Raw genomic sequence first — 14,378 nt, forward strand, 5'->3', positions numbered from 1 at the left:
GGACTGTGAGTGGGATAATTTATATCAAGAAAGTGGTAATAATTATGACAAGATTCGCTTAGTGTGGCGGCAATTAATCGGTTTTGAAATGAGACGCTTGCCCGGCATTGATAGATGTGTGATGGCCCAGAGTATATTCTTTGTGGTGGATCAGTACCAGGATGTTGCAAGGTCCTATAAATTTAAATATAGCGCTGGGGATTTTCCGGTTATTGCTTCTGATAATTCACTTGATGGGCTTGGTGGGGATTTTGCCGTTGATATTATCGGCCGCTGCGACAGGCAGTCGCAGCGGCCCGATGACGGTGCCGCGCGCATTATTGGGAGTCTTATGTCAAATAAAAACTTCAAACTTGCAGGCCTTATGCAGCCACGTCCAGTCCGTCATGCAGACAGGTGTATATTGATCTGATATGAAGGCAAGAAAGTACAGTCGCGTAGACGGTGACTTGCTTGTGCCAACAAACATCAATAAAGCATTGCAAAAGTTCTTGGTAGTGCCAAGTCGTTGTCCACCACGTAACCCAGCGATGAAGATAATTTCTGATTCATCGGTGCGACACGAAGTCAGTGTGCCATAGCGAAGCTAATGAAAGATGGTGGAAGACCCTTTACAGGAGCTGGCTAAGCTGCTGTTGTAAAGAGCAATGGTAGTGAGCATTAGGGAAAGTCAGCTTGAGCTGGCAAGGTATGAACTAGAAAGGTGAATAAAACTGAACCATTGTTGAAGCCTCGTTAGTCAAAAATAACGTCAAAACCAAGGTTGTCAACACCAATATAAAATTGATCCCTTTTTCCTAAAAACACCAAAATAAAAGGGATGGCACGTTTTCATATTTTTTACTATGCAAAAAATTGAGCATATTAAATTGCTTAAATTAAGCGGATGGTTAAATTAACACATATCACAAGGGTATACCCCAAAAAGTAAAAAATAACAGTAACAAAACCCCCATTTTATTACCTTTGTTATTGGCTTTATCAATTTTGTCTGCATGCAGACATTATTCTTAATTACTATATAATTGTGTCTGCGCGCAGACACAATGTTGAGGAAGAAAGTGGATAGAGAACTCTCTAACATAAATGAAGAACAGCTATATTCTGATATCAGTCAATTGATTGAGGTTACTCAGCAAAGAGCTTTGCATGAAATCAATAGGGCAGGGGTATTATTATATTGGCATATAGGAAGACGTATAAACCACGATATATTAAAATATAATAGGGCGGAATACGGCGGCAGCGTTATAAAAAATCTAGCAGACAAGTTACAAAAAAAATTTGGAAAGGGTTTTGGTTTGCGTGTTATACATCGATGCGTGCAATTTGAAAGATTTTTTTCTGAAGAGAGAATCGTAATAGCTTTAAGTCAACATTTAAAATGGACTCATTTTGTATCTCTATTAAACATTAGCAATCAGCTAAAAAGAGAGTTCTATGCTGAAATGTGTCGTATTGAGAGATGGAGTACAAGAGAACTCTCAAAAAGAATTGATGACATGTTATTTGAAAGAACAGCAATTGCTAAGAAAGCTGATAATGTTATTGAAAAGGAAATATCAAAATTACGTGAGACACAGGTATTAGAGCCTGATTTAATTATTCAGGATCCTTATATATTTTCATATTTAAGCTCTGAAGTATTAAATGATGAAAGGACGTTGGAAGATGCGATTTTAAATGACATAGAAGAATTTTTATTAAGTATGGGTAAGGGCTTTACTTTTCAAGAACGTCAGAAAGTAATCGAAATAGATGGTGATTTTTTTAGAATAGATTTATTGATGTTCCATAGAAAATTGCGCTGTATGGTAGCTATAGAATTAAAAAAAGGTAAGTTCAAAGCTGCGGATAAGGGGCAAATTGAGCTATATCTGCGGTGGTTAGAAAAGTATGAAATGCAACCTGGAGAAAATCCTCCAATAGGAATAGTTCTTTGTTCAGAAAAATCGGACGAACGAGTCGAATTATTACAACTAGAGAAAAGTGGTATTAGAGTTTCTCAATTCATTACAGAGCTTCCTCCTAAGGATATATTTGAGAAAAGGTTACACGAAGCACTTGAGCGGGCAAGAGAAAAAGAGTTAATTCAGAGATTACAGGAGTAATATAAATTATTAGGTCTGATTAATCGTACTAATCAGACTTTTCTTAAATGAGGTCCGGCCCCGATCCTGATAAAAAGTTACCGAAGGGGTTATTCGTTGCCTTATAATTGATGTTACCGAACAGAGACGTTATTAGGTAACGTCCCTGAAGTTTTTTTGAGCACAAATTAACAGCATGTGAATATGATGTAAAAAATTTGGCCTTTGGACTAATCAAAATCAGTCAACCAAAGATAAAGCTTGAGAATGAAGACATTATTCTCAATGAAATTAATTCCGCATTAAAAAAATTTGAATACCTCCCGAGAGAATTTAATGAAAGTGAAAAACACGCGGAGGCGATAATAAATTTAATAAAGAACTAACAAACTAAGTTTTTTAAATGGTTAATAAAGCATGAAAGGCTTTTAGTTTCTTGATTTTGAAAAATTAACCACAATTATTAACAATTTCTTCATTTATGGGTAATAGTAAGCCAAAGAAGGGGGCATTTTAATCAAGTTAGTATTAAACTAACTCATTGATTTCGCAGTCAAAAGGAAGATTAAAATGCCCCCTTCTTTGGGGTAGAGCCGAATTGCTTGGCTATTCACCAGAACATTTTATAGCATTAGCGTTTCAAGACTCTCTCGAACATGACGGCATACATATGAAAGTTGAGGTTAGAGCCGAATGATGTGCGTAATTGATAAAGACCCGATTTACATGGTGGCCAGAGGCGGAATCGAACCACCGACACGAGGATTTTCAATCCTCTGCTCTACCGACTGAGCTATCTGGCCCCAATGGGTTCGTATTAAACTCCTATATGCGTTTTGAGTCAAGCAATGAATTAAATTTTTTAAAAAAAATAAAACTCAGCTAATAATTTGTGTTTCTAATTATCAAAAAGAGTTTAATTTTCAGTATAACCGGTGGGTTTTGCTGAACCTTCACCAAAAAAATACTTTTGCATTTCTTCTTTTAAAAAATCCCGAGATTTAGGTTCTGCTAAATTGAGACGGTATTCATTAATAAGCATGGTTTGATGTGATAACCACATTTCCCAGGCTTGTTTGGAAACTTCATTAAAAATTCGTTCGCCTAAAACGCCAGGGAATGGGGGTTTTAACATGCCTTCGGCATCTTGTTTTAATTTACAACAATGTACTATTCTGCTCATTTTTCACCTCTTTAATTGCTCACATCACTGTATACATATAGATCAGATTACTTGTGCGGATAAATTGCCAAAGCTAAGTATAACATTAACTGTTTTCGCATGAGTAAATTTGGAGAATGAAGAGCGAGATACTATCTTCATTGGCTTGTTTTATGCTTTAATAGTCTATATCTTCCTTGTTTAAAATTGAATAGGTATAACATGACTTTTGTAGTAACAGAAAGTTGTATTCGTTGTAAATACACTGATTGTGTTGAAGTGTGTCCTGTAGACTGTTTTTATGAAGGACCTAATTTTTTAGTAATTCATCCGGACGAGTGCATTGACTGCGCTTTATGTGAACCTGAGTGTCCGGTTAATGCAATTGTTTCTGAAGATGATTTAACTGATGATCAGCAACAATTTAAAGAATTAAATGCTGAGCTTGCGCAAAAATGGCCTAATATTACTGCTAAAAAAGATGGCTTACCTGACGCAAAAGATTGGGAAGAAGTTAAGGACAAACTTCAATATTTGCAGAAAGAGTGGTAGAAATCACCTCACTAGCAGAATCATGTCGGCATATTCTTAGTGAAAAAGGCCGACTTTCTACGGCAATTCCTGGATTCTCGGCACGTGCGCCACAATCCGATTTGGCCGAAGCAATTGCAACCGCAATTGAGGATAAGTCTACTTTGGTAGCTGAAGCAGGGACTGGAACAGGGAAGACTTTCGCTTACCTGTTACCTTGTCTCTTAAGCGGCAAAAAAGTGCTGATTTCTACAGCAACTAAAACCCTGCAAGATCAACTTTATCAAAAAGATTTACCTACTCTAGTACGTGCTTTAGGTTTATCTGCTCGCATTCAGAATCTAAAAGGGAGAGCCAATTATATTTGTCAGCATCGTGTGGCGTTATATGCTGAAGAAGGGCAATTTCAAAGTCCTCAATGTGCTCATGAGGTGGCCCATGTACGTAGTAAATTATCTCAGATGCAACTGGGCGATCGTTCGGAATTACCCGAACTCAGTGACGATTCACCTGTTTGGTCCTATGTCACTTCAACTGTAGATAATTGCTTAGGAACGGATTGTCCTCAGTACACTACTTGCTTTTTAGTAAAAGCGCGTAAACGCGCTATGGATGCTGATATAGTAGTAATTAATCATCATCTTTTTTTTGCCGATTCGCGTTTGAAAGAGGAGGGATTTGGAGAGTTATTGCCGGGCGTTGATATTGTTATTTTTGATGAAGCCCATCAAATTGCAGAAATTGCTACTCATTTTAATGGTGATCGAATTGGCACACGTCAATTTTGCGATTTGATTGATGACATCATTAGCGAATGGCCAACACTGGATCTTGCCAATCAGCCTTTAAAAGCCATACGTTACAAGGCGGATACGCTTACAGATGGATTATTGAATAGTATATCAGTTGTTGATGAACGCATAAGCTGGAATGAAATTCAACGCAATAAAACGTTTATGAGCGTATGCGAGGACTGGCTCAATGTACATGATGAACTCCTCCAATGTTTTGACGAAGAGATTATTGCTGCAGTTCCCGGTCTTGTTCGCTGTAAAGAGCGTCTGGAAGAGTTTGCCAAAATACTCTTATTTTTCTCTGAAGATAATAACGATAAAATTCGTTGGTTGGAACGGTTTAAACATACGTTGGTGTTCCATGCCACACCCTATGCTGTTGCAGAATCTTTTAGTGAATTGTTAAAACGTCAGGTTTGTACTTATGTGTTTACTTCAGCAACTTTAACGATGGCAGGGTCGTTTGCATGTTTTTGTGAACCATTGGGACTTAATGAAGCTAAGACTTTGTTTTTGCCCAGTCCTTTTGATTATCAGAAACAAGCCTTACTTTATTTCCCTCGTGGCTTACCTGACCCTAAGAATTTGGCCTATTATGAATTAATGTTAAAACGGGTAGTGCCTATAATTGATGCTTTTGAGGGACGTTGTTTCTTTTTGTTTACTAGTCATAAAGCCTTAAAGCAAGTTGCTCACATGTTGGATGGGATTTTAAACTACCCATTGTTAATTCAGGGAACTGAGGCAAAATCAATTTTGTTAGAGCGTTTCAGACAATTGGGAAATGCTGTTTTATTAGGTACAGCTACGTTTTGGGAAGGTGTAGACGTTAAGGGAGATGCTCTTTCCTGTGTTATTATTGATAAATTACCTTTTGCAAATCCAGCAGATCCGGTAATCCGTGGTAAAATGGCTTATTTGAAGGAAAAAGGGTTATCAGGTTTTGATGAGCTGTCCTTACCTAATGCGGTAATTGCACTGAAACAAGGGGTGGGTCGTTTAATCCGTGATGATACAGATAAAGGAGTATTGATCATTGCTGATCCACGTCTTACCAGCAGAGAATATGGTCAGCGTATATTGGCCAGTTTACCGAAATTATCGAAAACCCGTGATGAAGGGAACGTTTTAAAGTTTATTAGAGAGTTGGCATTGGATTATGAACCTGTTAGCGATTGATACATCTACTGAATTAGCCAGCGTGGCTTTATCTTGTGGAGACGAACTGTTCCATAAAGAGCAGGGTAGTCAAAGAACCCACGCACAGCTTTTGTTACCCATGATTGATGAGTTAATGGGTGATACTGGTATGCGAATAAATCAACTGGATGCTATTGTTTTTGGTTGCGGCCCAGGAAGTTTTACTGGGCTACGTATTGCATGCAGCATTGCAAAAGGTTTGGCTTATGCTCATGATTTAAATTTAATTCCTGTAAGTAGTTTAGCTGCCATAGCTTGGGTTGTCCGCAAACAAGAGACTTTGCGTGATAAACCTTTATTAGCAGTATTGGACGCACGCATGCAAGAAATGTATTGGGCATACTATCCACAGGGGCAATTCACAGCTGAAGAAAATGTTAATGCGGTACCAGATATTGCTTTACCTGAAAAGCAACCTATGGTGCTTGCTGGAGTTGGAGTAAAGGAATATTGCGGTGGTTTTTCACAAGCACTAAGAGCGCAGATTATTAAGCAGTTAACACTATATCCTAATGCTGCAGCAATGATTGAATTAGTAAAGGCAACAGCAATACAACCCGTTACTGTAGCGGATGCGCGTCCAGTTTATGTGCGTAACCAAGTAACCTATGAGCAGAGAAAAGGCAGTTGAACTATAAAAAACTTGCGAAGGTTTAGTGTCTTTTCCGAGAGAATTTGAGGAGATTTTGTGGATAAAAGATTATTGGAAATATTGGTCTGTCCTTTATGTAAAGGAAAGTTAACTATTAAAAAACAAGAGCTTATTTGTAAATTCGATCGCTTGGCTTTCCCAATACATGATGACATACCCGTGATGCTGGAGCATGAAGCACGGGTTATTTCAATAGAAGAAAAAGATAAATTATAAAAGAGTATCCACAATTATTTGTGCTTGATCTTCACGATACTTTTTTATGAGCTTACGGTATTCGGGAGATGTCAAGCTAAGCATGCTGGCTGCATAAAGTGCTGCATTCACGGCCCCCGCTTTACCAATAGCCATGGTGGCAACCGGAATGCCACTAGGCATTTGGACGATAGATAATAAAGAATCTAACCCATTTAAAGCGGAAGTCATAGGTACACCAATCACCGGTAACAGCGTGCTTGAAGCAATTACTCCTGGTAAATGTGCGGCACCGCCTGCGGCTGCAATAAAAATTTTAACACCGCATTCTTCCATAGATAGAACATAATTTAAAAGAGCATCTGGTGTTCGGTGAGCAGATAACACACGTGAGTCGTGCGAAATATTTAAAGACGTTAATGTATGACTAGCATGCTCCATCACCGGCCAATCCGATTTTGAACCTAAAATAATACTTACAATTGGTTTCATATAATCTCCTACTTAATTTTAATGTTTAAAACACCGCACTCCACTCATTACCATAACGATACCATGCTCATCACATGCATTAATGATTTCTTGATCTCTCAACGATCCGCCAGGCTGAATAATGGCCATAATACCTGTAGTAGAGATGTGATCGATACTGTCTCGAAAAGGGAAAAATGCATCGGAAGCAAGTACTGCATTGTCGAGTCGATCACTGGCTTTCCTGACCGCAATGTCTACGGCATCAATACGGGAAACCTGACCTCCCCCTATACCAATTGCTTGATAATTTTTAGCAATCAAAATAGCATTTGATTTGATATGTTTTACAATGCGCCAGGCAAAAAATAGTTCATCCATTATTTCTTTTGAAGGCTTTTGACGTGTGACCACACGATAAGACATATCAGCAGGCGTAACTTTGTTTGCAACTTGTATTAAAATTCCTCCCGTTATTGAACGATATTCTCGATCGTGAAAATTGGGAGCATCCGATAGCTCAATCACTCTCAGGTTGATTTTTTGCGACAAAATAGCCTTTGCTTCTTTGGAAAAACCAGGTGCCAACAACACTTCAAAAAAACTTTGGGTAATAGCATACGCAGTTTTTTCAGTGCAAATCCTGTTGAGAGCTATAATACCACCAAAAGCAGATAACTTATCGGTATCCAAAGCTCGTTCAAACGCTTCACAGATATTTGCTCCGATTGCCACACCGCAAGGATTGGCGTGTTTCACAATAACGCAAGTAGGCATTGTAAACTCTTCGATACAGCTGATGGCTGCATCGGTATCAAGAAGGTTATTATAAGAAAGTTCTTTTCCTTGAAGTTGTTTTGTACGAAAAATGCCCTTTGGTTCTCCTACAAACTGATACGAACAAGCACGTTGGTTTGGATTTTCACCATAACGTAATTCTTTGACTTTGCTTAAAGGAAACAAAAGTCGCTCAGGGAACAGCTCTTCAGTATTTTTAACAGTAGCACATAAGTAATGGTGAATCGTTGCATCATAATGGGCTGTATACTCAAATGCTTTTAGAGCTAATGCTTGGCGATTTTCTAAGGTAAGACTGCATTCATTACCCATTTGTTGAATAAGTTCCTCATAATCATCAGGATTAACCACAACAGCAACGTCATTCATGTTTTTTGCAGCAGCACGAATCATTGCTGGTCCACCAATATCAATGTTTTCAATGGCTGTAGAAAATTGTATTTGTTTTTGTTTTATGATTTCTGCAAAGGGATATAAATTAACCACAACCAAATCAATCCATCTAATGTCATGACAAGAAGCTTCTTCCACATGTTCTTGTCTACAACCCAAAATACCCCCGTGAATCTTAGGATGCAGAGTTTTCACCCGTCCTGACATCATCTCTGGAAAACCGGTTATTTCTGCGACTTCTGTACACGGTACGTTGGCTTCTTTAAGCAAATGGCTCGTTCCACCAGTTGAAATAATCGTTACACCCAAGGTATTAAGGTATTTAGCAAAAGACACAATACCTTTCTTATTGGCAACAGAAATTAATGCTCGCTTGATAATTACTTTCATAGTAAACCTTTTTTATTTTTTGGATAGCTTCAATTAAAGCTTCCCCTTCAAGGCTTTGCACCTTTGCTTTCAAAGTATCAACCGTATCATCAGCCCCAACAGAACATGTTTTTTGAATGATTATTGGACCTGAGTCTATGACTTCAGTAACAAAATGTACGGTGCATCCTGATTCATTAACTCCTGCCGCCAGCACTGCTTCATGAACCTTTCGATCCATCATTCCGGAAAAAGCAGGCAGCAAAGAAGGATGTACATTAATAATCCTATTCTGCCAGGTTGCTACAAATAGGGGTGATAAAATACGCATATATCCAATGAGAATGATGAGATCGATATTAAATTTTTGCAAAGTTTCTGATAATGTTGTATCGAATGTTTCACGTGTCTTATTTATATTATCCAAACATATTGCTTTCAAATTATTATCCCGCGCGCGAGCCAGAATGGGTGCATCTGCTTTGTTGCTTAGTACCACTTCAATACTGGCGTTCACGTGTTGCTGCTTTATTGCTTCAATAAGATGCAACATATTCGTACCATTTGAAGAGCCTAATAGTGCAAGACGCAATGGGTTTAACATGAGGTATAAACCTCCTGATAAAGTGCTTGCATCATTTGTATACGTTTATTAATGAGCGCTGACGTACCAATGTCCTCTCTATGAAATAAGGGTCCTTCAATGCGTTTTATTTCTTTTTCAGCAATAGATTCAGCCTCAGCAATAGTCGGGGCTGAGCCAACTACTGCCAATGCGCGTGATTTATTTACATACAGATCACCATCAATATCATCAATCGCTGCGAAATATAAATTATCTTTATTTTGAACTTTTGTAACATCTACTTTTTTATGTTGCACAGTGTCTTCCGGATAACCGAGCGGGACGGCATATTTACAAACTGTTGCCAATGGCTTAAAGCGAACTTGTTTTGGATCAAGGTGACCTTGTACTAAAGATTGACATACATCAACTAAATCAGAATCTAAAATGGACAGTATATTGATTGCTTCAGGATCACCAAAACGAGCATTGTATTCAATGAGTTTCACCCCATCACGACAGACCATAAAACTTCCATACAAAATACCACGGTATTTTTCTCCACATTCTTCTTTTAAAGCTTGAATCACTGCATTGTTAATTGCTTCAGCGGCAGTAACATCATCGGGTCTTAAAAATGGAAGACTATGGTTCGCATCTGAATAACTGCCCATGCCGCCAGTATTTGGACCTTGATCATTTACAAAGGCTCGCTTGTGATCCTGTACCAATGGCATTGGGATCAACCGCTCACCATCACAAAAACTTAAATAAGAAAACTCTTGGCCGATTAACTTTTCTTCAATGACCACTGATTGGCCCAAGCGCAATAAAGTATTGCAATAGTGATAGGCTTCTTCGAATGAATGTAAATGCTCACCTGCTACTTTAACCCCCTTGCCACTCATCAGCCCATCCGCTTTAATAACGTATCGCCCATGACCCAATTCGTGTAAAAAATTGAGAACTCCAGTTAATTCGTTAAACGAACGAAATTCAGGAGATCCGGGGATATGGTATTTTTTTAAAAGATTTCGCGTAAAGCGTTTACTTGTTTCAATTTGTGCCAAGGCTTTCTTTGGGCCGACAGTGGCAATCCCTTCCTCTTCCAATGCATCAACCAAGCCCATTTCCAGTGGTGCTTCAGGACCAATAATGGCTAAATTAATTTTCCATTGACTAGCTAACTTGATTAATGTCCTCACACAAGTAATATTTCCTTGCCAATAGTGTTGCGTCAATTGTTTAATACCTGGATTTTGATTGGTAGCACAGCAGAAAAGAAGTGGTTTGGAAGCGGAGCGGGACAATGTTTTGCATAGTGCATGTTCTCTTGCACCTGATCCTACAATTAAAATTCGCATAATTTCTCTCTATTTTGTTGCCGTTTTTCTCCTAACTGCTGTATTTTTTTTTGATTGATATCACCTGTAATATAATGACCATTCATGCATGCTAGGCAAGGTGTTTTAACCAGCTCTTCTTCCCCCGCAACTGCCTTGCATAAATCATTTATCTCCTGATAAAGCAATATATCAACATTTAAATGACGGCGAATCTCTTCCAAACTTTTGTTAGCTGCGATTAATTTATCAGATGCAGGAATATCAATACCGTAGAAACAGGGATTAATGATTGGTGGACAAGAAGAAACAAAATACACCTCTTTCGCATTAAATTCGCGCACCATTTTAACAATTTCCTGGCTTGTTGTTCCTCTAACAATACTGTCATCAACAATTAATACTTTTTTACCCTCAATTGCTGCTTGTTGAGGTGTTAATTTAAAACCGATTTGACGTTGCCTATCTTCTGTGTCGGGCATGATAAATGTACGTCCAATAAATGGATTTTTGTATAAACCTTCGCAATATCTAATCTTTAATTCATGAGCAAAAGCCAATGTTGCTGTATTGGAAGTAAACGGTGTTGGGATTACAATATCAGGGATTAAGTGGGGATAAATTGCTTTCCAGCGCTTTGCAAGCAGCTCCCCCATGCGAGAACGAGCATTGTGTACATTGACGCCATTAATTATTGAATCAGGGCGGGCAAAGTAAACGTATTCAAAAATGCACGGTGAAAATTGTTTGTGGCTGATCCTATAACGAAAGAGCTGATTATCTTGATTGATGAAAACAATTTCCCCAGCATGAATGTCGCCTACCAATTGAAACCCTAATGAATAAAACATCGTAGTTTCAGAAGCAATAATATATTCTTTTTCTCCTGAAGAGAGTATTTTTTCCCCTAGGAGTAAGGGACGGATGCCATGGGGATCACGGAATGCTAGAAGCCCTTTACCTTGAATTACTGAGACGACAGAATATGATCCTTGTACTCGGTTAAAAATGGTTTGAACAGCATCACATAGCATTGAAAAATAAGATGAAGCATCTCCTATGACCGGCGATAATTTATTAATACATTCATTAAGTAAGTGCAATAATACTTCTGAATCAGTTAAAAAAGAATTAACTGGTTTTTTTTCTTGAGCTAATTCTCTTGCTAGCTCGCGGTCATTGACCAAATTACCATTATGCGCTAGCGCGATACGTAGGGGGTTATTTATAAAAATGGGTTGTACATTCGGAAGAGAATATCCTCCTGAGGTAGGATAACGTACATGAGCAATTCCTATATTGCCGTTTAATATGGCAAGGTTACTGTCAGTAAAAATTTCTCTGACCAATCCTAAACCACGCGTCATATCAAACTGTTGGTGGCTGGTAAGTATTCCAGCTGAATCCTGGCCGCGATGTTGTAAGTGAATCAAACTTTGATAGAGTTTTTCAGCTACCCGTTGGTGACTATGAATGCCCACTATACCGCACATAAATTAGGTCCTTCTTTTAAGGGTTAACAAGGAAGATCTTGAACAATCTTCCTATCTATATTACGTTTGATACGTTCTAATACTGAATATTTTCCTTGTGGAAAAGGAAACATCATGCCAGTGATCAATTCATAAAGTTGTATGTATCGCGATGATAGCGTAACTACCAACGCTTCTGGCGCTTCTGGTAACAATGTATCTTGATACGGGTCACATTGTTCAGCAAACCATAACCTCAAAAATTCTTTATCAATATTTTCAGGTTCTTGTCCTTCTGCAAATCTTTGTGCATAACTCTTTTCAAGCCAATAACGACTGGAATCGGGGGTATGAACTTCATCAATTAACATAATATTACCGTCAGCATCCCTTCCCATTTCATATTTAGTGTCAACTAAAATGAGTCCATGTTGTTTTGCGGTTTTAACACCAAACTCAAACAGCCGCAATGCTGCCGAAGAGGCAACCTTCCATTCTTCTTCAGTCATTAACTGTGTTTGAATAATTTCTCGTTCACTAATCGCCTTGTCATGAACTGGGTCTTTGGTGGTTGGGGTTAAGATGGCAGAGGGGAGTTTTTGATTTTTTTTAAGCCCTTCAGGAAAATGATGACCACAATAATCACGTACACCATTCTGATACTGTGTCCATAACGACGTGTTGGTCGTGCCAGTAATATAATTTCTGACCACAAATTCTATAGGAAAAACGGTACATTTTTTGGCAATAATAACATTCGGATCTGGGGTGCTAATCAGATGATTGGGTATAATATGGCGTGTTTTTTTAAACCACCAGGCGCTAATGAGATTAAGTACCTGTCCTTTATAAGGAATAGAGGCCAATACCCGATCAAAAGCACTTTGTCTATCTGTAGTAATTAACATTAAGGTATCACCTAAATCATACACATCACGTACTTTACCGCGATATTTTGAACCGATGGTTAAATCTGTTTCAATCAAACAGTGCGACATGGCATTTTGGATAAGTTGGGTATAATCATGCATAGTAATAACACTCATGAGAAGAAGGATTAAATAGAATATGTGAGTTTTTAACCTGTTCAGTAAGTACGTCCAGACGATCTTCAGGAGCACTAATATGCCATAATATTCCGTAGCGGAGAGCACTAATGCCATTTTCTGTAACATAACGTTTTAACTTTTGCATTTTTTGCAAACCAATCAAATCATCTTTGGCTCGTATTAATAATGACTTGTGTGATAACTTAAAATCTTTAGGGTTTACTGGTAATTCTTTCTTGTCATTGAATAACAAACCACTGGCTTGAATTTGATGCCAAACTGAACGTGAGTTACAACAAATTTCCCAATGTATTTGTCGTTTAATCGTGACGGGAATTCCTTGCTTATGAAGTATCGACTCTACAGAAATAGCATGATTGTCGGTGATAATGAGTTCCACGACTAATTCACGCGTCGTTTTGGGTTTGCTGTAGATCCTAGAAGTTGAAATTGGAGATGCATCAAGTAAAGTTTCTTGGGAATTTGGTTCTATTTTGTTTTCTCTTGACCTTAATGATGAATGGTTAACATACTTTAGGACTTCTTTTTGGTGTTTATAGCCACAAGCAATATAATCCCGCATGGAACTAAATAGAGCATCACCTGCGGTAGTCCGTTCTGGATGTGGCATGATTGCTAATACATTACCTGCCTCGTTACTAATCGCAGCGATATTATTGACCGACCCATTTGGGTTAATTGGAAACTCGTCAACGACCATACCATTTTTATCACAATACTGAAAAACTTCTAATCCTCTGCTTTGAATTACTGCTAGCAAATTATCTGATACAATAAACCGTCCCTCAGCATGTGCGGTGGGGACACGCATGATGGTTTCTTGGTTTAAATGCCTGGTAAATGCATTTTGTTTACACATCAAAGATAATTTCAAGTAAATCCAGGCATTGTAATAGCCTGTGCCTAAGAGCTTTCCTTGCTTGATACGTTTATTATCCGACAGTGCAATGCTGACTATATTATTGCTTAATCCAGGAACCAGACCCGCCTCTACAAGAATTTGTGCTCCATTACAGATGCCCAGTATTGGTTTTCCCAATTCACTTTGCATTTTCAGCATCTGCATCACAGGATCCATCGCGGCAAGTACACCTGCACGAGAACGATCTTCATATGAAAACCCACCGACAATCACATAACCATCACAAGCTGTTAATTTCAGAGACGATTCATTCCATAAAAAATCAATCGGTGTCATACCCGCGCGCTTAACAGCAAGAATAGTTTCACGTTCACAATTAGAACCAGGAAATTGGACGATGGCAATCAACAT

The 14,378-nt window shown here is 38.4% G+C and carries 14 protein-coding genes, 1 tRNA gene and 1 pseudogene; 7 read left to right on the top strand and 9 right to left on the bottom strand.

What is annotated here, in order from left to right; genetic code table 11:
• From WA877_RS07635 to WA877_RS07645, 3 genes and pseudogenes are all read left to right on the top strand, one after another.
• Positions 1-412, top strand: a pseudogene (locus tag WA877_RS07635) (hypothetical protein); the annotation flags it as partial.
• Between the two features lies 1 nt (position 413).
• On the top strand, positions 414-581 hold the full coding sequence (locus WA877_RS07640; RefSeq protein ID WP_425170323.1) for a hypothetical protein: 168 nt from the start codon (positions 414-416) through the stop codon (positions 579-581).
• Between the two features lie 480 nt (positions 582-1,061).
• The gene (locus WA877_RS07645; protein WP_425170324.1) at positions 1,062-2,111 is read left to right on the top strand and encodes a PDDEXK nuclease domain-containing protein; all 1,050 of its coding nucleotides are present in this window, start codon (positions 1,062-1,064) and stop codon (positions 2,109-2,111) included.
• Positions 2,112-2,817: 706 nt separating this feature from the next.
• Here WA877_RS07645 and WA877_RS07650 read toward each other — a convergent pair.
• Positions 2,818-2,893, bottom strand: a tRNA-Phe gene (locus tag WA877_RS07650).
• Positions 2,894-3,006: 113 nt separating this feature from the next.
• Positions 3,007-3,273 (bottom strand): oxidative damage protection protein, encoded by a 267-nt coding sequence (locus tag WA877_RS07655; protein WP_425170325.1) that lies wholly within the window; start codon positions 3,271-3,273, stop codon positions 3,007-3,009.
• Positions 3,274-3,474: 201 nt separating this feature from the next.
• Here WA877_RS07655 and fdxA point away from each other — a divergent pair, with 201 nt between their 5' ends.
• Genes fdxA through WA877_RS07675 form a run of 4 tightly spaced genes read left to right on the top strand, consistent with a single transcriptional unit; the run spans position 3,475 to position 6,645 of the window.
• A complete protein-coding gene (gene fdxA / locus WA877_RS07660) occupies positions 3,475-3,804 on the top strand; it encodes a ferredoxin FdxA (protein WP_425170326.1) in 330 nt (109 codons plus the stop codon).
• Positions 3,798-5,756 (top strand): ATP-dependent DNA helicase, encoded by a 1,959-nt coding sequence (locus WA877_RS07665; protein WP_425170327.1) that lies wholly within the window; start codon positions 3,798-3,800, stop codon positions 5,754-5,756. The genes fdxA and WA877_RS07665 overlap by 7 nt, the downstream gene beginning before the upstream one ends.
• A complete protein-coding gene (gene tsaB / locus WA877_RS07670; protein ID WP_425170328.1) occupies positions 5,737-6,408 on the top strand; it encodes a tRNA (adenosine(37)-N6)-threonylcarbamoyltransferase complex dimerization subunit type 1 TsaB in 672 nt (223 codons plus the stop codon). The genes WA877_RS07665 and tsaB overlap by 20 nt, the downstream gene beginning before the upstream one ends.
• A 57-nt stretch (positions 6,409-6,465) precedes the next feature.
• Positions 6,466-6,645, top strand: coding sequence for a Trm112 family protein (locus tag WA877_RS07675; RefSeq protein WP_425170329.1), 180 nt, complete (start codon positions 6,466-6,468; stop codon positions 6,643-6,645).
• Here the strand turns inward: WA877_RS07675 and purE are convergent.
• Genes purE through purQ form a run of 7 tightly spaced genes read right to left on the bottom strand, consistent with a single transcriptional unit; the run spans position 6,640 to position 14,378 of the window.
• Positions 6,640-7,116: a 5-(carboxyamino)imidazole ribonucleotide mutase gene (purE, locus tag WA877_RS07680; protein ID WP_425170330.1), complete on the bottom strand. Its 477-nt coding sequence runs from the start codon at positions 7,114-7,116 to the stop codon at positions 6,640-6,642. The genes WA877_RS07675 and purE overlap by 6 nt on opposite strands.
• Positions 7,117-7,134: 18 nt before the next feature.
• Entirely contained in the window at positions 7,135-8,676 is a 1,542-nt protein-coding gene (purH, locus tag WA877_RS07685) for a bifunctional phosphoribosylaminoimidazolecarboxamide formyltransferase/IMP cyclohydrolase (RefSeq protein WP_425170331.1), read from the bottom strand.
• Positions 8,633-9,259 carry a phosphoribosylglycinamide formyltransferase gene (gene purN, locus WA877_RS07690; RefSeq protein WP_425170332.1) on the bottom strand — a complete coding sequence of 209 codons (627 nt, stop codon included), beginning with the start codon at positions 9,257-9,259 and terminating at the stop codon, positions 8,633-8,635. The genes purH and purN overlap by 44 nt, the downstream gene beginning before the upstream one ends.
• Positions 9,253-10,587, bottom strand: coding sequence for a phosphoribosylamine--glycine ligase (gene purD / locus WA877_RS07695; RefSeq protein ID WP_425170345.1), 1,335 nt, complete (start codon positions 10,585-10,587; stop codon positions 9,253-9,255). Before purD ends, purN begins: the two co-directional genes overlap by 7 nt.
• Positions 10,572-12,056: an amidophosphoribosyltransferase gene (purF, locus tag WA877_RS07700; protein ID WP_425170333.1), complete on the bottom strand. Its 1,485-nt coding sequence runs from the start codon at positions 12,054-12,056 to the stop codon at positions 10,572-10,574. The genes purD and purF overlap by 16 nt, the downstream gene beginning before the upstream one ends.
• Positions 12,057-12,079: 23 nt before the next feature.
• Positions 12,080-13,066 carry a phosphoribosylaminoimidazolesuccinocarboxamide synthase gene (locus WA877_RS07705; protein ID WP_425170334.1) on the bottom strand — a complete coding sequence of 329 codons (987 nt, stop codon included), beginning with the start codon at positions 13,064-13,066 and terminating at the stop codon, positions 12,080-12,082.
• Positions 13,059-14,378, bottom strand: a complete 1,320-nt coding sequence (gene purQ / locus WA877_RS07710) for a phosphoribosylformylglycinamidine synthase I (protein ID WP_425170335.1) — start codon at positions 14,376-14,378, stop codon at positions 13,059-13,061. Before purQ ends, WA877_RS07705 begins: the two co-directional genes overlap by 8 nt.

This window comes from Legionella sp. (genome assembly GCF_049790535.1).
GTDB lineage: Bacteria > Pseudomonadota > Gammaproteobacteria > Legionellales > Legionellaceae > Legionella.